Origin of the sequence: Belnapia rosea, from assembly GCF_900101615.1 — a bacterium.
Classification (GTDB): Bacteria; Pseudomonadota; Alphaproteobacteria; order Acetobacterales; family Acetobacteraceae; genus Belnapia; species Belnapia rosea.
The window spans coordinates 14,105-36,828 of record NZ_FMZX01000006.1; the positions used below are offsets into that span (position 1 = coordinate 14,105).

The window sequence follows — 22,724 nt, forward strand, 5'->3', positions numbered from 1 at the left end:
GTCCCCCAGTGACAATTTTGTAGGGTATGGGCGAAGCCTGCGCCGCCGGGTAGATGAGGACCGAAAGGGGGGCGGCCGCATCCCCCGGTGCCGGCAGGAGCCCGTCCGAGAATGAGTGCCAATCTTCCGCCCGAAATCCCGCCCGGCGCGCTCGACGACCAGACCGCCGCCCGCCTCGAGGCCCTGATCGAGGAAGAGGAAGGCGCGCAGAACCGCTTCTCCGGCTGGCTCGGCTGGGTCGGCACCGGGGTGGCGCTCGCCATGGCGCTGTTCCATCTCTGGGCCGCCTGGGACATCGTGCCGACGACGACGCTGCGCTTCGTCCATGTCGGTTTCGCCATGGCGCTGGGCTTCCTGCTCTTCCCGGTGGCCCGGCGCTTCCGGCACCGCTTCATGCCCTGGGACTGGGCGCTGCTCGCCGCCGGCATCTATGTCACCTGGTACCTGATCGCCGGCGGCGACGACCTGCTGGACCGCTATGTCTTCCCCGAGCCGATGGACCTCGTCATCGGCTGGATCCTCGTCGTGCTGGTGCTGGAGGTCACACGGCGGGCCACCGGCTGGGTGATGCCGGTCGTCGCCGGGCTGTTCATGCTCTATGCCTTCTTCGGCAACCTGCTGCCGCCACCCTGGCGTCACCAGGGCTATGGGACGGAGCGGCTGATCCCGCACCTTACCATCACCCTCGACGGCATCTTCGGTACGGCGGTCGATGTCTCGGCCAGCCTCATCATCCTCTTCACCATCTATGGCGCGATCCTGCAGCTCAGCGGCGCGGGGAAATTCTTCGTCGATTTCTCCTTCTCGGCCACCGGCGGCAAGGCAACCTCGGCGGGGCGGACGGTGGTGCTCTCCTCCTTCCTGCTGGGCGGGCCGTCCGGCTCCGGCGTGGCGACGACGGTGACGCTTGGTACCGTCGCCTGGCCGATGATGCGGCGCGTCGGCTACAGGCCGGATGATGCCGGCGGACTGCTGGCGGCCGGCGGGCTTGGGGCCATCATCTCCCCGCCCGTGCTGGGCGCGGCTGCCTTCCTGATCGCCGAATACCTCAAGATTGGCTATCTTGAGGTGCTGCGCATGGCGGCGGTGCCGACCGTGCTCTACTACGCCTCCCTTCTCTTCATGGTGGAGCTCGACCAGCGCCGCATCGGCGCTCAGCACGCCAAGGCCGGTACTGAGCGGGAAGTGATCCCGGTCGAGAGCCCCTGGGCGCTGACCAAGAAATACGGCTTTCACTTCACCTCGCTGCTGGCGATCGTCGTCTTCATGGTGCTCGGCTACTCGCCGACGCTCTCCGTGCTCTACGCCATGGTGGTCGCCGTGCTGCTTTCCTTCCTGCGGCGGGAGAGTGCGCTCTGGCCACGCAAGCTGGTGGAGGCGCTGGCCTCGGGCGCCGTGCAGTCGGTCGGCATCGCCGCCACCTGCGCCTGCGCGGGCATCATCGTCGGCGTCATCACCCTGACCGGGCTCGGGCTGAAATTCAGCGAGATCGCCATCCAGGCCGCAGGCGGCAACCTCGTCGTCACCGCGCTCTACACCGCGCTGATCGTCTGGATCGTCGGCCTCGCCGTGCCGGTGACGGCCAGCTACATCATTTGCGCGGTGGTCGCGGCGCCGGCGCTTATCAAGCTCGGCGTGCCGGACTATGCGGCGCATATGTTCGTCTTCTACTACGCCGTGCTCTCCGAGGTCTCGCCGCCGACCGCCCTCTCGCCCTTCGCCGCCGCGGCAATCACCGGAGCGGGTCCCTACCGGACGACGCTGCAGGCCTGGAAATACACCCTGCCTGCCTTCGTCCTGCCCTTCGTCTTCGTCACCGACCCAGATGGCGTGGGCCTGCTGCTGGCCTTCAAGCCGGGGATGGGTTGGGGCGATGTGGTCCTGCAGGTCTTCCTCGCCGCGGCCGGGCTGGCGGCGCTCTCGGCCGCCTGCCAGGGCTTCGCCCGCCGGGCCATGGCGGGGTGGGAGCGCATCGGCTTCGCCATCGCTGGCGTCCTGATGATCTTCCCCGCACTGATCGAGGCCGCCTTTGGCAATGCGGTCCCGGCACCGCATTGGATCGGCGTCGTGCTGGGGGCGGTGCTGCTGGCGCTGCAATGGCGAGGAGAGGCGAAGCCGGCGACGGCGTAGGCCGAGGGGAGCGTCGCTCCCCTCACAGATGGCTGACGAGGCTTTGGAACCCCGCCTTAAAGAGCACGGAAGGCGATGTCGCGGCGGCAGAAGCCTTCGGGCCAATCGATGGCATCGACGGCGCGATAGGCGGCGTCGCGGGCGGCATGCAGCGTCTCGCCGACCGCGGTGACGCCAAGGACCCTGCCGCCATTCGCCAGCACGGCGCCATCGGGCCCCGCCACCGTGCCCGCATGGAAGACCTGTACCCCAGGCACCGCCGCTGCCCGGTCGAGCCCGCGGATCCTCGTGCCCTTTCGGTAGGCGCCAGGATAACCCTCCGCCGCCATCACCACCGTGAGGCTCGGCCGCGGATCCCAGTCCAACGTGACCTCGCCCAGCCGCCCTTCCGCCGCCGCCAGCAGTGCCGCCAGCAGGTCGGAGCGCAGCCGCACCATCAGCGCCTGGCATTCCGGATCACCGAAGCGGACATTGAACTCGATCAGCTTCGGCCCCGCCTCCGTCAGCATCAGCCCGGCAAAGAGCACGCCGCGGAACGGCGTCCCACGGCGGGCCATGACGGCCAGGCTCGGGCGAATGATGCGGTCCATCACCTCCGCCTGCAGCGCCGGGGTGAAGGCGGGTGGCGGGGAATAGGCGCCCATGCCGCCGGTATTCGGCCCGGTATCGCCATCGCCGACCCGCTTATGATCCTGCGCCGCGCCGAGGGGCAGCGCCGTCTCGCCGTCGCACAGGGCGAAGAAGGAGATCTCCTGGCCGACCAGGCATTCCTCCACCACCACGCTGGCCCCGGCCGCTCCGTGCACGCGGCTCTCCATGATGTCGGCGATCGCCGCCTCGGCTTCGCTGACGGTCGCGGCAACGACCACGCCCTTCCCGGCGGCGAGGCCATCGGCCTTGACCACGATCGGTGCACCCTGGGCGCGAATATAGGCGCGGGCGGCCTCAGCCTCCTCGAAGCGGGCCCAGGCGGCGGTCGGCACACCCCCCGCATCGGCCACCTGCTTGGTGAAGGTCTTGGACCCCTCGAGCGCCGCGGCAGCCTGGCTCGGGCCGAACACCTTGATCCCGGCCGCGGCGCAGGCATCGGCGAGGCCGAGGGTCAGCGGCGCCTCCGGCCCGACCACCATGAAATCGACCGTCTCGGCGCGGGCGAAGCCGACCAGCGCTGGCACGTCCTCTGCCCCGATCGGCAGGCACTCGGCCACGGCGGCGATGCCGGCATTGCCCGGAGCGCAGAACAGCCTGGTCAGCAGCGGCGACCGGGCCATGGCCCAGCACAGCGCATGTTCCCGCCCGCCGCCACCGACCACCAGGACCTTCATCGCCAACCCTCCAAACTGCGGCGCCTCTAGCATAAGGTGGCCGCATGGACACACCCGCCCCCCGGGCCAACATCCCCGAATTCGCCGTCTCCGAGATCGCCGGGGCCATCAAGCGGACGCTGGAGGAGAGTTTCGGCCGCGTCCGCGTCCGGGGCGAGATAACCGAGCTGAAGCGCTACCCCTCCGGCCATATCTACCTCTCGCTGAAGGACGAGGCAGCGAAGCTGGAATCGGTGATCTGGAAGACCTCGGTCGGGCGGCTCGCGGTGAAGCCGGAGAATGGCATCGAGGTCATCGCCACCGGCCGCATCGGCACCTATGCCGACCGCTCGAAATACCAGCTCGTCATCGACCGGCTGGAATTCGCCGGCGAGGGCGCCCTCCTCGCCCGCATCGAGATGCTGCGGAAGCGGCTGCTGGAGGAAGGCCTGTTCGATGCCGGGCGCAAGCGACGCCTGCCCATGCTGCCGGCTACCATCGGCGTGGTGACGAGCGAGCGCGGCGCCGTCATCCAGGACATCCGCACCACCATCGCCCGGCGCTTCCCCCGCCGCATCCTGCTCTGGCCGGTCGCCGTCCAGGGCCAGGGCGCCGCCGAGCAGATTGCCGCCGCCATCCGCGGCTTCGGCCGGCTGCAGGGGGCGATGCGCCCGGACGTCATCATCGTCGCCCGCGGCGGCGGCAGCCTCGAGGACCTGATGGCCTTCAACGAGGAGATCGTGGTCCGCGCCGCGGCCGAGAGCCCGATTCCCCTCATCAGCGCCGTCGGGCATGAGACGGACACCACGCTGATCGACTTCGCCTCCGACCGCCGCGCCCCGACCCCGACCGCGGCGGCCGAGATGGCGATCCCTGCCCGCACCGACCTCCTCGCCGACCTGGCCCAGACCGAGGCACGGCTGCTCCAGCTCGGCCGTGCCCTGATCGAGCGGGCCCGGCGCCGGCTGATGGTGGCGGAGCGCGGCCTGCCGGACCTGCCGAACATCCTTGGCGCCATGCGCCAGCGCCTGGAGGACCGGGGCGAACGCCTCACCCTCGCCCTCCCTGGCCTCGTCCAACGGAAGCGGGGTGAACTCGGCCGGCTGGCGCCTCGCCTGCCGCATCCGCGCGAGGGCATCGCGGCCCGCCGGGCGATGCTTGCCCTGTTGCAGGCCCGTGGCCGGGCGGCTTGGCAGCGGATCGAGGCGCGCGGCCACGCCGCCCCTCCCCTCGCCCGCTTCAGCACCGGCCCCGTCGAGTCGCTGCTGCGGGAGAAGCGGCTGCGGCTGGAAGGGCTGGTGGCGCGGCTCGACAGCGTCTCCTTCCAGGCGGTGCTCTCGCGCGGCTTCGCCCTGGTCCGGGATGCCGAAGGCGCCCCGATCACCAGCGCAGCGAGCGTGCCACCTGGCGGGCGGCTCGTGCTCACCTTCGCCGATGGCGAGGCACAGGCCACGGCGGATGGGACGAAGCCGGCGCCAAAGCGGCGGCCACGCGACGAGCCGACGCAGGAGACCCTGCTGTGATTGGCCGACGCGCTGCCCTGGCCCTCCCATCCCTGTTGCTGGCCGGACCGGCCTTGGCTCTGCCCCCCGAAGGCCTGGTGCAGGGTGGCCTCGTCCGCGGCCGGGTGACGCCGGGGACACGGCTGGCCCTCGACGGCAGGGCGCTGCGGGTCGGACCGGGCGGCGAATACGTCTTCGGCTTCGGGCGGGACCATGCGGCCGAGGCAGTGCTGACCCTCACCGCGCCGGGTGGCCGGACCGACCAGCAGCGCCTCACCATCGCCCGGCGGGACTGGCCGGTGCAGCGTATCACCGGCCTTCCCCCGGCCCAGGTGACCCCGGATCCGGAGGCGCTCCGCCGCATCACCGCCGAGCGGGAACGGCTCGCCGCGGCCCGCGCCACCGACAGCGCACGGGTTGACTTCGCGACGGATTTCCTGCTGCCCGCCCATGGCCGAATCAGCGGCGTCTTCGGCAGCCAGCGCATCCTGAACGGAGAGCCGCGCCAGCCCCATTTCGGCTTCGACATCGCCGCCCCGACCGGGACCCCGATCCGCAGCATCGCCCCGGGCCAGGTGGTGCTCGCAGCAGATTTCTTCTTCTTCGGCCGCCTCGTCGTCATCGACCATGGGCACGGGGTCAACAGCCTCTACGCCCATATGTCGGAGCAGACCGTCGCGGAAGGCGAGCGGATCGGGGTAGGCCAGCGGATCGGCGCGGTCGGTGCCACTGGCCGGGTCACCGGGCCGCATCTGCATTTCGGCCTGTCCTGGTACTCGACCTGGCTGGATGCGCAGCCGGTCCTGCCGGCGGTCACGGGCTGAAACCCAGGCGAGGATAGGCGGTTCAGACCGCATCACCTACGGAGCGCCCGCGATGAGCAGCACTGACGCCTTCGCCCAGTACCCCAGCCTCAAGGACCGGGTGGTGCTGATCACCGGCGGGGCGAGCGGCATCGGCGCCAGCATGGTGGAGCACTTCGCTGCCCAGGGTGCCCGGGTCGCCTTTCTCGATTTCGACCGGGAGGGTGGGCCGAAGGTGGCGGAGCGCACGGGCAGCCTCTTCCTGCCCTGCGACCTGCGCGACATCGCCGCGCTCCGGAGATCGATCGCCGAGGTCAGGGCACGGCTCGGCCTCGTCACCGTGCTGGTGAACAACGCGGCACGGGATGACCGGCATGGCTGGGAGACGGTCGAGCCGGAGTATTGGGATGAGCGGATGCAGACGAATCTGCGCCACCACTTCTTCTGCGCCCAGGCCGTGGCGCCGATGATGATCGAGGCGGGACAGGGCTCCATCATCAACCTTGGCAGCGTCTCCTGGATGAAGGCGCAGGGCGGGATGCCGGCTTACACCACCGCCAAGGCGGCGATCCGCGGCCTGACCCGCGGCCTGGCGCGCGACCTCGGCCCCAACCGTGTCCGGGTGAACGAGGTGGTGCCCGGCTGGATCTTCACCGAGCGGCAGTTGGAGAAATGGGCGACCCCGGAGAGCGAAGCCGACAACATGGATCGGCAATGCCTGAAGGAGCGGCTCTACCCGCCCGACATCGCCCGCATGGTGCTCTGGCTGGCGGCCGATGACAGCCGCATGGTGACCGCCCAGCATTTCGTGGTGGATGGCGGCACGGTTTAGCCGGACCGGACCCGATGGAGGCACGGAAGCGCCAGGACGCTTGGCGCTTCCTGACCGGGGCGGAGCCTCAACCAGGCGCCCCGTCCACGGGCAGGGGTTTGTCGCCTCCCCAACCCCTCCATGTCGACAAGATATTGCCTGGCCCCGCCGCGCAGGGTGAAGTGTCGTCCAACCGTGCAGAAAGCGCGCAGCCGGGAGGGCCCCATGTCGATCGTAATTTCCCGCCGAACCATACTCAGCGCCACGCTGGCGACGACAGCTCTGGCCTGCCCGGCGATCGGACAAACGAGGTTCCCCGACCGGCCGGTTCGCTTCCTCATTCCATGGGCGCCGGGCGGTACGCTGGATGGCTTCATGCGCCTCCAGGCGGAGCTGTTCCAGCAGGAGACCGGCCAGCCCCTCATCATCGAGAACCGCGCCGGGGCGCGTGGCACCCTGGCGGCCCAGGCGCTGCTCACCCAGGCGCGGCCGGATGGCTACACCATCGCGCACCACCATCTCTCGGTGATCCGGCACCCCTTCCTGACCAAGCGGCCAAGCTGGGATCCGGTGAATGATTTCACCTACATCATGCAGCAGACCGGCTTCGTCTTCGGCCATGTCGTGCATCCGGCCTCGGGCTGGAACAGCCTGGCCGATCTCTGGGCCGCGGCCCGCAAGCGGCCCGGCGAGCTCACCTACGGCACCTCCGGCATCGCCACCTCCAACCACCTGGCGATGGAGGAGTTGTGCGAGAAGGAGGGCGTGAAGATGGTCCATGTGCCGTTCCGCGGCACCGCGGAGAACATCACCTCACTGCTGGCGCGGCAGATCGACTGCATCGCCAACTCCAACTCCTGGCAGCCTAATGTCGAGGCCGGGCAGATGAAGCTGCTCGCGGTCTGGACACGCGAGCGGCTCAAGAGCTTCCCCGAGGTGCCCACCCTGCTCGATCTCGGCTACGGCATGTCGGTCACCTCGCCCTACGGCATCGCCGGGCCGAAAGGCATGGATCCGGCGATCGTGGAGAGGCTGCACCAGCTCTTCCGGGGCACGCAGTCCCATCCCCGGGTCCAGGAATTCATGAATCGGAACGACCTGCCGAACGAGTATCTCGGCCCTCGGGACTACACGGCCTTCGCGGTGGAACGGGCGCAGTATGAGCAGCGGATGGTCGCCCACCTGAACCTGTCCATCGACTGACCGCCGAAGGCGCCTGACCAACATTCCGGGGAATGCCGATCAGGCGCGACGCGGTCAGCCGGTGACGCGCACCGGCGTCAGGTCCTGGAACCAGGAGCGGGCCTGGACGAAGCCCTGCACCCGCCGGTTCATCGCGCGCGGGTTCAGGTCATGCGCGACGAAGAGGAAGAGCGCGTCGTCGACGATCTTCGCATGCAACTCGCCGACCAGCCGGTCCTGCGCCGCAGGGTCGAATTCGGCGAGGATCTTGCCGATCAGCGCGTCATAATCCGGGCTGGCGAAGCCGCCCCAGTTATTCCCCGCCGGCGGCGTCAGGTCGGAGCGGAGGAAGCGGATCATCGCCGTGAACGGATCGATCGCGGTGAAGGAGATGTTGATCCCGGTGATGCCGCGATTCGAAGGCGCCTTCCAGCCATCCCGCCAGATGGTCAGCAGGGTGTTCCATTCGAAGACCTCGAACTCGATCTCGATGCCGATCTCCTTCAGCATCTGCTGCAGGGCCTCGTTCATCGCCATCGGCTGCATCTGGCCGGAGCCGCTGGTCGAGATGCCGATCTTGGTCCGCAGCGGGTTGCGCGGCGAGAAGCCGGCCTCCGCCATCAGCTTCTTGGCAGCCGCCAGATCATAGGACCATTTGAATTTCGGCACGCTGTTCCACGGATGGCCGAGCGGCAGCAGACCGGCGCCTTCATCCATCAGCCCGCCGAGCATGCCCTTCATCGCCGCGCGGTCGATGGCGAGGTTGGCGGCGCGGCGCACCCGCAGGTCACGCCAGGGCGAGCCCTCGGCGGTCGCCAACTGCCAGGTCCAGTTATGCGGGTACTGGTTGGTGACGATGTTGAAGCCCGCCTGCTTCAGGCTCGGCACGGCATCGGGCGGCGGCGCCTCGATCCAATCGACTTGGTTGGAGCGGAGGGCGGCGACGCGGGTATTCGGCTCGGCCAGCGGCAGCAGGACCAGGCGCTCGCATTTCGGCACCCGCTTCGCGTCCCAATACTCGGCATTCCGCACGAGCACGGCGCGCTCACGGATGTTGAAGCTCTCGAGCTTCCAGGGGCCAGTGCCGACCGCCTTGGCCATGTAGGCATCCCAATTGCGGCCGGCAGCCTCCCAGGCAGCCTGATGGACGATGCCGATCCAGCTCGCTCCGTAAGGCAGGGTGCTGTCGACGGTCCGGGTCTCGAGGGCGAAGGTGCGTTCGTCCACGGCCTCCCAGCTCACCACGGTCGGGATGCGGACGCGGCCGAAGGCGGCGGCGCGCTGGTCGAAATGCGGCGCGTCGCTCTTCAGCACGCGGTCGAAGGAAAAGACGACGTCCTGAGCGGTGAGCGGCTTGCCGTCATGGAATTTCACGCCCTGGCGGAGCGTAAACGTCCAGCGCTTCGGATTGGCGGGATCGGCCCGCCACTCCGTGGCGAGGCCCGGCACCAGCGTGGCCGGGGCGTCGGATTTCGACAAATCCCAGTGGATCAGCTGGTCGTAGAGAGTGACGCCCATGAAGCGGTGGCCTTCGGCACCCTGGTCCGGCACGCCGTTGGTCAGGGGCACGGCGGCGGCGGTCATTCCGACGCGGAGCGTGCCGCCGGCCGCCTGGGCCATGGCCAGGTCGAAGGGCAGAGCGCCTGCGGCGAGAACGGCACCGGCGCCACTCAGCAAGCCACGGCGCCTGAAAGTCGAAGTCATGAAGGTCTCCCAGCTTTCGGTCAGCCGGGAAGGCTATGCAAGTTCGTGACCAGGGCAGACCGGGACTTGATCTAGGCCCCTCTACCCTGTCCGCCCACCGATTGGGCAGGAAGCCCAAGGAACCGGCGCCTGTTCGGTGCCGGCATGGGCAATCCGCTACACGTCGAGATTTGCCACCTTCAGCGCATTGTCGACGATGAACTCCCGACGCGGCTCGACAACATCGCCCATCAGGGTCGAGAAGGCCTTCTCCGCCTCCTCCATGCTGTCGACCTTCACCCGCAGCAATGTGCGGACCGCCGGATCGAGCGTCGTCTTCCAGAGCTGCTCGGGGTTCATCTCGCCGAGGCCCTTGAAGCGCTGGATCGTCAGCCCCTTGCGGCCTTGCTGGAGGATTCGCTCGAAGGCCATCACTGGCCCCTGGACGGCGGCGCTGGTGCTGTCGAGTTGCATCACCGCCTCGCCGCCGAATTCGCGCGCGAGGGTCTCGCGCCGCTCATCGAGCCAGCGCGCCTCGGCGCTGCGCAGCGCGGTCGGATTCAGCGCATGGCGCTCGGTGACGCCGCGGACGATGCGCGAGAGGATGAGCCCGCCCGCATCGGCCGTCGCCTTCCAGCCGCGCTCGCTCGGCGAAGCCAGCGCGTCGAGCCGAGCCGCCAGCACCTGCGCCGCCGCCAGAGCCCGCTCCGGCTCCAGCGTCAGCGCGCCGGCAACGGCGGCCTGCTCGACGATCTCGCTCGGCACATGGGCGGCGAGGCGGCGCACGCGGCTCGCCACCTGACGCAGCACCTCCATCTCGGCCCGCAGCTCCGGCCCGGCAAGTTCGCGCCCATCGGCCAGCCGCAGCGTGGCGCCGTTCAGCGCCTTCTCCAGCAGGTAGTCCTCGAGCGCGCGGTCGTCCTTCAGGTAGCGCTCGTCATTGCCGCGCTTGGCCCGGTAGAGCGGCGGCTGGGCGATGTAGAGATGGCCGCGCTCCAGCAGCTCCGGCATCTGCCGGAAGAAGAAGGTCAGCAGCAGGGTGCGGATATGGCTGCCGTCCACGTCGGCATCCGTCATGATGACGATGCGGTGGTAGCGCAGCTTGTTCGGGTCGAACCCGCCCTTGGCCGGCTCGCCCGGGCCGATGCCGGTGCCGAGCGCGGTGATGAGCGTGCCGATCTCGGCCGAGGACAGCATCTTGTCCATCCGCGCCCGCTCGACATTGAGGATCTTGCCCTTGAGCGGCAGGATCGCCTGATAGGCGCGGTTGCGCCCCTGCTTGGCCGAACCGCCCGCGCTGTCGCCCTCGACGAGGAAGAGCTCGCACTTGCTCGGGTCCCGCTCCTGGCAGTCGGCGAGCTTGCCGGGCAGCGTGCTGAATTCGAGGGCGTTCTTGCGGCCGACCTTGTCGCGCGCCAGCTGCGCCGCCTTGCGCGCCGCGGCCGAGAGCACGACCTGCTCGAGGACGGACTTCGCCTCCTTCGGATGCGTTTCGAACCAGTGGGAGAGCGCATCGGCGACGGCCACCTGCACCACCGGCTGGACCTCGGAGGAGACCAGCTTGTCTTTGGTCTGGGAGGAGAATTTCGGGTCGGGCACCTTCACCGAGATGACCGCGGTCAGCCCCTCCCGCATGTCGTCGCCGATGAGCTCGACCTTCTCCTTCTTCGCTAGCTCCTCGGCATACTTCATCACGACGCGGGTCAGCGCCTGGCGGAATCCCGCCTGGTGCGTGCCGCCGTCGCGCTGCGGGATGTTGTTGGTGAAGCAGAGCGCCACCTCGCGCGGCGAGTTGTTCCACCACATCGCCAGCTCGACGCGGATGCCCTCGCTCTCCTTGCTGATGGCGGCGATGGGCGGGCGGAACAGCGGCTCCTTCCCCTGGTCGAGCCATTCGACGAAGGCGGTGAGGCCGCCGCGGAACTGGAAGAAGATCTCCTGCGCCGGGACGTGCCGGTCATCCTTCAGCGCGATGGCGAGGCCGGAATTCAGGAAGGCGAGCTCCCGCAGCCGCCGTTCCAGCACGGCGAAATCGTACTCCACCTTGGTGAAGGTGCCGTTCGAGGGCTTGAAGGTGACCTCGGTGCCGGTGCGCTCCGGCGAGGCGCCGATGATGCGCAGCGGCTCGGTCGTGTCGCCATGCTCGAAACGGATGAAGTGCTCGATCCCGTTGCGCCAGATCTTCACCTCCATCCATTCGGACAGGGCGTTGACCACCGCGGCGCCGACACCGTGCAGGCCGCCGGAGACCTTGTAGGAGTTCTGGTTGAACTTGCCGCCGGCATGCAGGCGGGTCAGCACCACCTCGGCGGCGGAGACCCCCTCCTCCTCATGCATGTCGACCGGGATACCGCGGCCGTCGTCGCGCACGGTGACGCTGCCGTCGCCGTTCAACGTGACCTCGACGCGGGTGGCATAGCCGGCCTGCGCCTCGTCCACGGCATTGTCGATGATCTCGAAAGCCATGTGGTGCAGGCCCGAGCCGTCATCGGTGTCGCCGATATACATGCCCGGCCGCTTGCGGACGGCCTCGAGTCCCTTCAGGACAGTGATGGATGCGCTGTTGTAATCGGCGCCCGACGCTCCGGTCGGGGTGGATTCGGCGCGCACGGCGTCATCGTTCATGCCGGCGGCAAGCTCCTCGGGTCATCGCTATGGGAACAGCACTCTATATAGGGATTCCCTGCGCTTACGACACGGGTAAATCGTTATCCGGAACGAGTCCCCCAGGGGATGCCCGGAAGCCCTGCGCGGTGCCGTGAAGGGGAGCGAAGATGCCGGCATCGGTGCCGGTGAGGAAGGCCTGGGCCGGCAGGGCTGCCAGGGCGGCAAAGAGTGCCTCCCGCCGCGGGGCGTCGAGATGGGCCGCCACCTCATCCAGCAGCAGCAGGGGGGCGAAGCCACGGGCCGCGGCGATCAGCCCGGCATGGGCCAGCACCACGGCGATCAGCAGGGCCTTCTGCTCACCGGTGGAGCAGAGCGCGGCCGGCAGGTTCTTCGGCCCATGGGTGAAGAGCAGATCGGCGCGGTGCGGCCCCTCCAGCGTAGCGCCGGCCGCGGCATCGCGGCCCCGGCTGGCCGCCCAGGTGGCGCGCAGCCCATCCTCCACCGCCAGCGCCGGGGCGGCATCCAGTGCCGTGGCGGCCGAACATTGCAGGTCGAGCCGGGCGGCCGGGAAGGTGCCGGTGATGCCGCCCGAAAGCGCCCCGTTCAGCCGGGCCACGAGGTCACGCCGGGCAGCCGCGGCGGCGACGCCATGCCGCGCCATGGCGTCCTCGAGGGCCGAGAGCCAGGCGGGGTCCACCCGCCCCTCTCCACGCCGCTCCTGGGCCAGCAGGCGGTTGCGCTGGGCCATGGCGTTCTCGTAGGCGGCGACCTCCCGGGCATGGTGGGGCTCCAGCGCCCAAACCAGCCGGTCAAGGAATCGGCGGCGATCCCCGGCACCGTCCTGGAACAGCCGGTCCATCTGCGGCGTGAGCCAGACCAGGGCCACCCGCTCCGCGAGTTCGGCCTGGTTGCGGACCGGGGCGCCATCGAGGCGGAAGACCCGGCGCTCGATCGGGCCACCTTCCGGCGTGCCGGTGCCGATATCGAATTCCTGGAAGGCGGTGCTGTCGAAGCGGCCGGCGACCGCCCAGGGGCGCGGCCCCTCTCCCTCCTGCCGGGCGCAATCCGCCATGCGGGCGCCACGCAGCCCACGGCCAGGGCCGAGCAGGCTGATCGCCTCCAGGAGATTGGTCTTGCCGACACCATTCTCGCCCGAGACCACCACGATCCGGGACCGGAAGACGGTGGTCAGCGCCGGGTAGCTGCGGAAGTCCCGCAGCATCAGCCGGGTCAGCAGCAGGGCGGGCGGCGGTGCCATCAGGCCACGCCGCCCGGCCCGGGATCAGCTTTCCTCGTCGCGATCGCCTTCGACCTCGATCTCCTCGCCGATGGCATCCGCCTCGTCGTCGAGTTCCTCGGCGTCCTCGACCGTCTCATCGGCCTCGACATCCTCCAGCTCGACATCATCGGCCTCGGCATCAGGCACCACGGCGCGCTTCTTCAGCTTGTCGTCAACCGGCAGGCTGCCAGCAGTACGACGCAGCCGCGGCTGCTCAGCCGGTTGCTCCGTGCCACATTTGGGGCAGATGGCGGGCGCACGCGTCAGGTCGTAGAATTTCGTGCCGCAGGCGACGCAGACACGTTTGAGGCCCAGTTCGGGCTTGGCCATGGAGATCTGCCTCGTGTTCGAGGCCGCCGGCGCGCAGATTGGGTGGGAGGGCTGCGGCGGGCGGCCAAAAAGGGTCCAGCGCATTGCCACGCGGGGCCGGGGCATGTCAAACGCGCGGGGCCATGCCCCACGATGCTCCTCTCCGGCCGCTCCGCGCCGGCGCTCCCGCCGCGCCGCTTTCCGGCACCCATCGCGTGCCGGGAGACAAGTCGATCAGCCATCGCGCCCTGATGTTCGGGGCGCTGGCCATCGGCACGACGGAGATCGAGGGCCTGCTGGAAGGCGAGGATGTGCTCCGCACCGCCGCCGCCATGCGGGCGCTCGGCGCCAGGGTGGACCAACGCGGCCCCGGCAGCTGGAGCGTGGCCGGGCGGGGCATCGGTGGGCTGGTCGAGCCGGCCGATATCCTCGACATGGGCAATAGCGGCACCGCGGCCCGGCTGCTTTGCGGCCTTCTGGCCGGCCACCCGATCTTCTCGGTGATGACGGGCGATGCCTCGCTGCGCCGCCGGCCCATGCTGCGCGTCACCGGGCCACTTTCCGCCATCGGCGCCAGTTTCTGGACGCGGGAAGGCGGTCGGTTGCCGCTCGCCGTGCGCGGCGCGATCGACCCCCTGCCACTCGATTACCGGCTGCCGGTCGCCTCCGCCCAGGTGAAGTCGGCCTGCCTGCTGGCCGGGCTCTGCGCCCGCGGCACCACCCGTGTGGTGGAGCCGGAGCCGACGCGGGATCATACGGAAAACATGCTGCGCCATTTCGGCGCAACGGTGCGGGTGGAGGATACCGGCGAGGGGCGCGTGATCGAGCTGGAGGGCCAGCCGGAGCTGCGGGCCGCGCCCATCCTCGTTCCGGGCGACCCCTCCTCGGCCGCCTTCCCGCTGGTGGCGGCGCTGCTGGTGCCGGGGTCTCACCTCACCCTGGCTAATATCGGACTCAACCCGCTGCGGACGGGGCTCTTCGCCACATTGCGGGAGATGGGGGCGGAGCTGCGGGTCGAGAATGCGCGGGTGGAAGGCGGCGAGCCGGTCGGCGACCTGGTCGTGACCCATGGCCCCCTCCACGCGGTGGAGGTTCCACCGGAACGGGCTCCCTCGATGATCGACGAATACCCGATCCTCGCCGTGGCCGCCGCCGCCGCCAAGGGCATCACCCGCATGCGGGGCCTTGCCGAGCTGCGGGTGAAGGAGAGCGACCGGCTGGCCGCGACGGCGGCGCTGCTCGCGGCGAACGGAATCGAGGCCCGGATCGAGGGCGACGACCTGCTGGTGCAGGGCACCGGGGGCGCCATCCCCGGCGGCGGGACGGTCGCCACCCATATGGATCATCGCCTGGCGATGAGCGCGCTGGTGATGGGGCTTGCCGCGAGGAACCCCGTCGCCGTGGATGATGCCGGCTTCATCGAGACCAGCTTCCCCGGCTTCGCCGCGCTGATGAACCGCGCGGCGGGCGGCGAGGCGATCGTCGCGGCATGATCGGCGCCCTCGTCATCGCGGTCGACGGGCCGGCCGCGGCCGGCAAGGGCACGCTCGCCCGGCGGCTCGCGGCCGCGCTCGGCCTGCCCTATCTCGATACGGGCCTGCTCTACCGGGCAACGGGCCGGCGCGTGCTGGATCGCGGGGCGGACCCGCATGACGCGGCGATCGCGGCCGAGGCGGCGGCGGCGCTGCGGCCTGAGGATCTGGACCGCGGCGACCTGCGCGGGCCAGCGGCCGACATGGCCGCGAGCACCGTCGCCGCCATCCCGGCGGTGCGGGCGGCGCTGCTGGAGTGGCAGCGGGAATTCGGCCGCCGCCACGGCGCGGTGCTGGACGGGCGCGACATCGGCACGGTGGTCTTTCCGGCCGCGCCGGTGAAGCTTTTCGTCACCGCCAGCCCGGAGGAGCGTGCCCGGCGCCGCTGGCTGGAGTTGCAGGCGCGCGGCGTGGCGGCGGACCAGGCCCAGGTTGCCGCCGAGATTCGCGACCGGGATGCCCAGGATGCCAATCGCCCGGTCGCCCCCCTGAAGCCGGCCGAGGATGCACTGCTTCTCGACACCACTGCGCTTGATGCCGAGGCGGCTTTCGCGCGGGCGTTGGAGATGGTGCGCGACCGGCTGAATTTTCTTGACGCCATTCCGGCGGAAGCCTAGCCAAACCCTGTCCGCGTGCCCGTAAGGGCCGCGGCGCCTGCGGTTGAGGGATCACCATCACGGCAACGTGAGGCGGCCCAATAACCCAAGGGCCGGGACCGGGCGGGCCGATACGCCGCCCAAGGCAAAGGGTCGACAGGCGCCGTCATCCGTCCAGCTAGGGCGGCCGGCGCCCGATCAAGCCGTGTCCGGCGGATCGCCGGGGGCGCAGGACCACCGCCCGCAGCTTGTGGGCAGTTCGGGACAGACAGACCGCATGGCATCCGCCACCACCCTCGCGCCGAGCGCGGGGATCGAAGACTTTGCCGCAATGCTCGACGAGACCCTGGGCCCCGATACCGGCTTCGCCGGCTCGGTCGTCTCCGGGCGCGTCATCCGCATCGATGACGACTTCGCCGTCGTCGATGTCGGGCTGAAGAGCGAGGGGCGCGTCCCCCTCAAGGAATTCGCCCCGCAGGGGCAGAAGCCGGAAGTGCAGGCCGGCGACGTGATCGAGCTCTTCGTGGAGCGCTACGAGGACCGGGACGGCTCCATCGTCCTCTCCCGTGAGAAGGCGCGCCGCGAGGAGGCCTGGACCAATCTGGAGAAGGCCTACCAGGCCAACCAGCGCGTCAACGGCGTGATCTTCGGGCGCGTCAAGGGCGGCTTCACCGTCGATCTCGGCGGCGCCGTGGCCTTCCTCCCCGGCTCCCAGGTCGATATCCGCCCGGTGCGCGATGTCGGGCCGCTCATGGGCAGCCCGCAGCCCTTCCAGATCCTCAAGATGGACCGCGCCCGCGGCAACATCGTGGTCAGCCGCCGCGCTGTCCTCGAGGAGACCCGTGCGGAGCAGCGCAGCGAGCTGATCCAGGGCCTGAAGGAGGGCATGATCCTCGACGGCGTGGTCAAGAACATCACCGACTACGGTGCGTTCGTGGATCTCGGCGGCGTGGACGGCCTGCTGCACGTCACCGACATCGCCTGGCGCCGGATCAACCATCCGTCCGAGGCGCTGACCATCGGCCAGCCGGTGAAGGTGCAGGTCATCCGCTTCAACAGCGAGACCCAGCGCATCAGCCTCGGCATGAAGCAGCTGATGGCCGATCCGTGGGATGGCGTCGCCATCAAGTACCCGGTGAACGCCAAGTTCAGCGGCCGCGTGACCAACATCACCGACTACGGCGCCTTCGTGGAGCTGGAGCCGGGCGTCGAGGGCCTCGTGCATGTCAGCGAGATGTCCTGGACGAAGAAGAACGTCCATCCGGGCAAGATCGTCGCCACCTCGCAGGAAGTGGACGTGATGATCCTCGACGTGGACGAGCCGAAGCGCCGCATCTCGCTCGGCCTGAAGCAGGCCCAGGGCAACCCGTGGGAGCTGTTCCTCGAGGCCCATCCGCCGGGCTCCGTGGTCGAGGGCGAGATCCGCAACATCACCGAGTTCGGCCTGTTCATCGGCATCGGCCCGGAGATCGACGGCATGGTCCACATGTCCGACCTCTCCTGGGAGGAAGCCGGCGAGGCGGCGATGGCCAAGTTCGAGAAGGGCACGGTCATCAAGGCCAAGGTGCTCGATGTGGATGTCGAGAAGGAGCGCATCTCCCTCGGCGTGAAGCAGCTCGAGGCTGACCCGGCCGCCGAGGTCTTGGACCGCGTCCGCAAGGGCGACGTCGTTACCTGCATCGTCACGCAGGTGCAGGCCAACGGCATCGAGGTCCGGGTCGAGGATGTCCTCACCGGCTTCATCCGCCGCGCCGAGCTGGCGCGTGACCGCGGCGACCAGCGCCCCGACAAGTTCGCCGTGGGCGAGAAGGTCGATGCCAAGGTCACCGCCGTGGACCGCGCCGCCCGTCGCCTCGCCCTGACCATCAAGGGCAAGGAGATCGAGGAGGAGCGCGAGGCGATGAAGGAGTACGGCTCGACCGACAGCGGCGCCTCGCTGGGCGACATCCTCGGTGCGGCCATCCGCCGCCGCCGCGAGATGGCAGGCGAGGAGTAAGCCCTCCGGCCCTCGGGCAGGACGACAAGGGCCGGCGGGGGAAACCTCGCCGGCCTTTTTCTATGCCGGGGCAGGGCTGCGGCCATGCCACGCGGACGTGATGCCGGTCTCCGGATTTCGCTAACGGAGGCTCCGGCGCCAGGATTATGGATTCCCCCACGGTGGAGGCAGGACACTGCGTTCCGCCGCCAAGCAAGAGGGGAGGAAGACATGTCACGTCGCCTCGCTGCACGCCTTGCCCTGCTGAGCGGTTTCGCCCTGTCGCCCCTGGCGGCCGCGGCCCAGCCGCACGATCACAGCCATGCCGGAGCCACGCCCGCGCCGGCGACGCTGGGCGAATTACACTTCCCGGTCAGTTGCGCGCCGGCCGTCCAGGCCGGTTTCGATGAGGCGATCAAGCTGCAGCATTCCTTCTGGTACCAGGCTGCCCGCCAGGGCTTCGACCAGGTGCTGCGCCAGGATCCGGATTGCGCCATGGCCCATTGGGGTCGCGCCCTCACCATGCTGAACAACCCCTTCAGCCCACCGGTCGCCGCCAATCTGCGGGCGGGACGCGCCGACCTGGAGCAGGCTCAGCGCATCGGTGCCAAATCCGAGCGGGAGGCGGGCCTCATTGCCGCCCTGCTGCAACTCTTCGCCGGCGATGACGGTCCCGGCCACCGCGCCCGTATCGGGCAGTACGAGCAGGCCATGGCGCAATTGCACGAGCGCTTCCCGGATGATCCCGAGGTGGCCATCCAGTACGCGCTTGCCCTGAACATGGCGGCATCGCCGACCGACAAGACCTATGCCCGCCAGTTGCGCGCGGCGGCCATCCTGGAACAGGAACTCGCCCGGCAGCCGAGGCATCCCGGCGTGGTGCACTACCTGATCCACACCTACGACGCGCCGGCCCTGGCCAGCCGCGGCGTCGCCGCAGCGGAACGCTACGCCGCCCTGGCCGCCGATGCGCCGCATGCGCTGCACATGCCCTCGCACATCTTCACCCGCGTCGGCCGCTGGGAGGACTCGATCGAGACCAACCGCCGCTCCGCCCAGACGGCGCGGCTGCGGGAGGAAATCTTTGATGAGATTCACGCCCTGGACTACATGGTCTATGGCTATCTCCAGACCGGCCAGCCCCGGGCAGCGCAGCGGGTGGTGGCCGAGCTGCGGCGGCTCGACACCTGGACACCGGACCGCCCGCTCGGCGGCTTCGCGCTGACGGCCATGCCGGCCCGGCTCGCCCTGGAACGCGGCGACTGGGAGGCCGCGGCCACGCTTGAGACGCGCCGTTTCGGCGTGCCTTATGTCGATGCCACGACCCATTTCGCCCGGGCCTTCGGTGCCGCCCGCGCCGGCCGCCCGGACGCGGCCATGGCGGACCTGGACGCCCTCAAGGCAGCGGCCGGCGCGCTGCAGGGACGCGATGCCTATTGGCAGGAGCAGGTGGATATCCATCGCGTTGCCGCCGAGGGCTGGGTGGCCTTCAGCCGCGGCCAGCGCGACCAGGGCCTCGTCATGCTGCAGGAGGCGGCCGACCGCGAAGGCCGCACCGAGAAGCATCCGGTCACGCCGGGGCCGCTGATGCCGGCACGGGAGCAACTGGCCGAGATGCTGCTGCTGATGCAGCGCCCGGCCGAGGCGCAGCGCGAGTTCGAGGCGGTGCAGCAGACCGAGCCGCGACGCTTCCGGGCCGTGAACGGTGCGGCCAGGGCGGCGGAGCAGGCGGGGGACCGCGAGGCAGCAAGGCGGCATTATGGCCTGTTGCTGGAGATTTCGGCACGAGCCGAAAGCCCCTCGCCGGACCTCGATAGGGCGCGGGCCTTCCTGGCGCAGTAGCGCCAGGCCGGGCTGGCGGCTTCCATTGTCCGCCAGCCCGGGGCAGGCTCATGCCATGTCGAACCCCCTCCTCGTCGAGCGCTCCGGCGCCATCACCCGCCTCCGCTTCAACCGGCCGGAGCGGCTGAACGCCATCGATTCCGCCATGGCCGCCTGCCTGCGCGAGGCGGTGGACGCGCTGGCGCAGGACCCCGACCTCCGCTGCGTCGTGCTCTGCGGGGCCGGCCGGGCCTTCATGGCGGGCGGCGACATCGCCGCCTTCCAGGGGCCGCAGGCGCTGGCCGAGATCCGCCATATCCTCGGGCCAATGCATGAGGCGGTGGCCGGGCTCGCCGCCCTCCCCGTCCCCGTGCTCGCCAGCGTACAGGGCGCGGCGGCGGGGGGCGGGCTTTCCCTGGCCCTCGGCGCCGATCTCGTGATCGCGGCGGAGGATGCGCGCTTCGCCCTCGGCTACCTGAAGCTCGGCACGGTGCCGGATTGCGGTGGCAGTTGGGTGCTGCCGCGGCTGCTCGGGCTGCGCGGGGCCATGGGGCTGGCGCTGCTCGGCGATGAGCTGGACGGGCGGGCGGCACTGGCGGCCGGGCTGGTGAACCGGGTGGTTCCGGCGGCCGAGCTGGAGGCGGCGACCGAGGCGCTGGCCCAGCAACTCGCCAGCGGGCCGACGGCTGCCTTTGGCCGGGCCAAGGCGCTGTTCCGGTCCGCGCCCGGCCGGGATCTCTCGACCCAGCTTGCCGCGGAGGAGGAAGCCTTCCTCGCCTCCGCCGGCACCGCCGATTTCGCCGAGGGCGTCGCGGCCTTCCTCGGCCGCCGTCGCCCGGAATTCACCGGGAAATAGGCTATTCCACGGTGACGTTGGCCGCGGTGATGACCCCGGCCCAACGCGCCACCTCGCCTCGCAGGAAGGTCCCGGCCTCCTCCGGGCTGCTGCCGACGGCATCGAAGCCGAGGCTGCGCAGCCGTTCCGCCGCCGCCGGGTCCTTCACGATCTTCGCCACCTCGGCCGAGACGCGCTCGACGATGTCGCGCGGCGTATTGGCCGGGGCGAGCAGCAGGCACCAGGTGCTCGAGGTGAAATCCGGCAGCCCTCCCTCGGCCAGGGTCGGGATATTCGGCGCCCAGGCCGGCCGCGTGGCGCTGGCGAAGCCGATCGGGCGTACGGACCCGCTTTCGAATTGCGCCCGCAGCGAGGAATAGCTGTCGAACATCACGCCGATATTGCCGGAGATCAGGTCCTGCAGCGCCGGCGCGGTGCCGCGATAGGGCACATGCACCATGCGGATGCCGGTGCGGACCTGCAGGTCCTCCATGGTCAGATGCGCCGCGGCACCGATCCCGCTCGAGCCGTAATTGAGGGCGCCCGGCCGTGCCTTGGCATAGGCCAGCATCCCCGGCAGGTCGGTGAAGGGCAGCTTGGCATTGGCCCCCATGACCAGAGGCGCCAGCATCATCAGGGAGACGGGGGCGAAGCTCGTCACCGGGTCGAAGGGCAGCTTGCCCTTGTAGAGCGTGGCATTGGCGGCATGGGCGCCGATCACGACGGCAAAGGTATAGCCATCCGGCGGGCTGGCGGCGACCGCGCCGGCGCCGACGATGCTGTTGGCGCCCGGCCGGTTCTCCACCACGACGGGCTGGCCAAGCACCTTGGACAGCGGCTCCGCCACGAAGCGGGCGGCGACATCGGTGGTCCCGCCCGGCGTATAGGGCACGACGATGCGGATGGGCCGGTCCGGATAGCCCGCTGCCCGGGCCAGGGGGGCGGCCAATGGCGCGGCCAGCAAGGCGGCGCCGGCCCCAAGCGCCCCGCGCCGGGTCAATGAAACAAGCCTGCTCATTCGTTCTGATCCTCCCATGGCGCCACGCGTCACTCGACGGCGGCCACCGGTCGCTTGAAGCGGCGTTCGCCGACGAAGGCCATCGCCATGGTCGCCAGGATGAAGCAGACCGAAGCGGCGAAGACCAGCAGCGGCCGCCCATGGTCCATCAGCGCGCCATAGATCATCGGCCCAACGGCGCCGCCGATGTTGAAGCCCGTAGTGACGATGCCGAAGACGCGGCCGACCGCGCCGGGTGGGGCCGCGGCCCGCACCAGCATGTCCCGCGAGGGCATGATCATGCCGGAGAGGAAGCCGGCCAGCCCCATCACGCCCACCAGCACCACCGGCCCGAGCGGCACCAGCCCGACCAGGCCGATCAGCGCACCCGTCAGGCCGAAGCCGAGGGCGGCCACGTCGCCATGCCGGCTGGTGCGGTCGGCGATGATGCCGCCCACCAGCACGCCGAAGGCGCTCAGCAGCAGGAAGGCGCTGAGCGCCACGTTCGCCACGGCGAAATCGACGCCCCGGCCGTTGACCAGCGCCACCACGGAGAAATTCTGCACCCCGCCGAGCGAGAGGGCGAGCAGGGTGAAGAAGACCGTCAGCATGATGACTGCCGGGGTCAGCACCGATTCGGCTGGCGCGGCGGCGGCTTTCGCGGCGGCCGGACGGGCGGCCGTGGCGCCATCCCTGGCGAAGGCCAGCGGCAGGGCGGCCACCAGCGCCATGGCGCCGGCCGCGCCGAGGGCTGCCTCGAGTCCGGCGAGGCTCGACAGGCCGAGCATCAGCGCCGGAGCCATGGCGCCGCCGAGATAGCCGGAGAAGGTATGGATGGAGAAGGCGCGGCCGATCCGCTCCTCGCCGATGGTGCGGCCGAGGATCTCGTAATCCGCCGGGTGGTAGACGGCATTGGCGAGGCCGAGCAGCGCGGCGGAGGCCAGCAGCACCGGGTAGCTCGGCGCCATGGCCAGCAGGCCGAGCGCGAAGGCGCCGAGGCAGAGCCCCGCCACCAGCACCCGGCGGGAGCCGTAGCGGTCCACCGCATAGCCGAGCGGCGCCTGGGTCACGCCGGAGACGATGTTGTAGAGCGTCAGCGCCAGGGCCAGCTCGACGAAGGAGACGTCCAGCCTGTCCCGCAGCAGCGGGAAGAGCGGCGGCAGGACGAGCTGGTGGACATGGCTGACCAGATGCGCGCCCGAGACAAGGGTGAGCGAGCGGAACTCGGGCCTGGTCCAGCCGGCAGCCTGCTTGGTCATGGCGGGCATTCCTGGTGTTCCCCTCCCCAAAGATGGGGTTTCCATCGAGCATGGCCAGGATCAGGGGTGAGGGAAAGCGGTGCCTGGGCGTGGCTGCCC

Annotated in this window: 17 protein-coding genes; 10 read left to right on the forward strand and 7 right to left on the reverse strand. The window is 70.1% G+C overall.

What is annotated here, in order from left to right:
• Positions 1-111: 111 nt before the first annotated feature.
• A complete protein-coding gene (locus tag BLR02_RS13075; RefSeq protein ID WP_090663509.1) occupies positions 112-2,130 on the forward strand; it encodes a TRAP transporter permease in 2,019 nt (672 codons plus the stop codon).
• A gap of 56 nt (positions 2,131-2,186) precedes the next feature.
• Here the strand turns inward: BLR02_RS13075 and purD are convergent, their stop codons facing one another.
• Complete coding sequence (purD, locus tag BLR02_RS13080; RefSeq protein ID WP_090663510.1) at positions 2,187-3,455, reverse strand: phosphoribosylamine--glycine ligase; 1,269 nt, start codon at positions 3,453-3,455, stop codon at positions 2,187-2,189.
• A 44-nt stretch (positions 3,456-3,499) separates the two neighbouring features.
• On the opposite strand from purD, the gene xseA reads away from it, so the two are divergent.
• The 4 genes from xseA (at position 3,500) to BLR02_RS13100 (ending at position 7,753) form a co-directional block, all read left to right on the forward strand.
• Positions 3,500-4,957: an exodeoxyribonuclease VII large subunit gene (gene xseA / locus BLR02_RS13085; protein ID WP_090663511.1), complete on the forward strand. Its 1,458-nt coding sequence runs from the start codon at positions 3,500-3,502 to the stop codon at positions 4,955-4,957.
• Positions 4,954-5,760, forward strand: coding sequence for a M23 family metallopeptidase (locus BLR02_RS13090; RefSeq protein ID WP_090663512.1), 807 nt, complete (start codon positions 4,954-4,956; stop codon positions 5,758-5,760). Before xseA ends, BLR02_RS13090 begins: the two co-directional genes overlap by 4 nt.
• Positions 5,761-5,812: 52 nt before the next feature.
• Positions 5,813-6,571 (forward strand): SDR family NAD(P)-dependent oxidoreductase, encoded by a 759-nt coding sequence (locus BLR02_RS13095; protein ID WP_090663513.1) that lies wholly within the window; start codon positions 5,813-5,815, stop codon positions 6,569-6,571.
• Positions 6,572-6,775: 204 nt separating this feature from the next.
• Entirely contained in the window at positions 6,776-7,753 is a 978-nt protein-coding gene (locus BLR02_RS13100) for a Bug family tripartite tricarboxylate transporter substrate binding protein (RefSeq protein WP_090565073.1), read from the forward strand.
• A 54-nt stretch (positions 7,754-7,807) separates the two neighbouring features.
• Here the strand turns inward: BLR02_RS13100 and BLR02_RS13105 are convergent, their stop codons facing one another.
• From BLR02_RS13105 to BLR02_RS13120, 4 genes are all read right to left on the reverse strand, one after another.
• A complete protein-coding gene (locus BLR02_RS13105) occupies positions 7,808-9,436 on the reverse strand; it encodes an ABC transporter substrate-binding protein (protein ID WP_090565070.1) in 1,629 nt (542 codons plus the stop codon).
• Between the two features lie 156 nt (positions 9,437-9,592).
• Positions 9,593-12,040 (reverse strand): DNA topoisomerase (ATP-hydrolyzing) subunit B, encoded by a 2,448-nt coding sequence (gyrB, locus tag BLR02_RS13110; protein WP_090663514.1) that lies wholly within the window; start codon positions 12,038-12,040, stop codon positions 9,593-9,595.
• Between the two features lie 64 nt (positions 12,041-12,104).
• A complete protein-coding gene (recF, locus tag BLR02_RS13115; protein WP_090565438.1) occupies positions 12,105-13,280 on the reverse strand; it encodes a DNA replication/repair protein RecF in 1,176 nt (391 codons plus the stop codon).
• Positions 13,281-13,304: 24 nt separating this feature from the next.
• Entirely contained in the window at positions 13,305-13,631 is a 327-nt protein-coding gene (locus BLR02_RS13120; protein WP_090565440.1) for a TIGR02300 family protein, read from the reverse strand.
• 122 nt (positions 13,632-13,753) lie between these two features.
• Between BLR02_RS13120 and aroA the strand changes: the two genes are divergently transcribed.
• The 5 genes from aroA to BLR02_RS13145 all read left to right on the forward strand — a co-directional run bounded on the left by aroA (position 13,754) and on the right by BLR02_RS13145 (position 20,390).
• Entirely contained in the window at positions 13,754-15,103 is a 1,350-nt protein-coding gene (gene aroA / locus BLR02_RS13125) for a 3-phosphoshikimate 1-carboxyvinyltransferase (protein WP_090663515.1), read from the forward strand.
• Positions 15,100-15,759, forward strand: a complete 660-nt coding sequence (cmk, locus tag BLR02_RS13130) for a (d)CMP kinase (RefSeq protein ID WP_090663516.1) — start codon at positions 15,100-15,102, stop codon at positions 15,757-15,759. Before aroA ends, cmk begins: the two co-directional genes overlap by 4 nt.
• 256 nt (positions 15,760-16,015) lie before the next feature.
• Positions 16,016-17,734, forward strand: coding sequence for a 30S ribosomal protein S1 (rpsA, locus tag BLR02_RS13135; protein ID WP_090663517.1), 1,719 nt, complete (start codon positions 16,016-16,018; stop codon positions 17,732-17,734).
• A gap of 210 nt (positions 17,735-17,944) precedes the next feature.
• Positions 17,945-19,555 (forward strand): tetratricopeptide repeat protein, encoded by a 1,611-nt coding sequence (locus BLR02_RS13140; protein ID WP_090663518.1) that lies wholly within the window; start codon positions 17,945-17,947, stop codon positions 19,553-19,555.
• A gap of 55 nt (positions 19,556-19,610) precedes the next feature.
• Positions 19,611-20,390 (forward strand): enoyl-CoA hydratase/isomerase family protein, encoded by a 780-nt coding sequence (locus BLR02_RS13145; RefSeq protein WP_090565451.1) that lies wholly within the window; start codon positions 19,611-19,613, stop codon positions 20,388-20,390.
• A gap of 1 nt (position 20,391) precedes the next feature.
• On the opposite strand, the gene BLR02_RS13150 is transcribed toward BLR02_RS13145, so the two are convergent.
• Positions 20,392-21,387, reverse strand: coding sequence for a tripartite tricarboxylate transporter substrate binding protein (locus BLR02_RS13150; RefSeq protein WP_218127935.1), 996 nt, complete (start codon positions 21,385-21,387; stop codon positions 20,392-20,394).
• A 29-nt stretch (positions 21,388-21,416) separates the two neighbouring features.
• Positions 21,417-22,625 carry an MFS transporter gene (locus BLR02_RS13155; protein WP_218127457.1) on the reverse strand — a complete coding sequence of 403 codons (1,209 nt, stop codon included), beginning with the start codon at positions 22,623-22,625 and terminating at the stop codon, positions 21,417-21,419.
• Between the last annotated feature and the right edge of the window lie 99 nt (positions 22,626-22,724).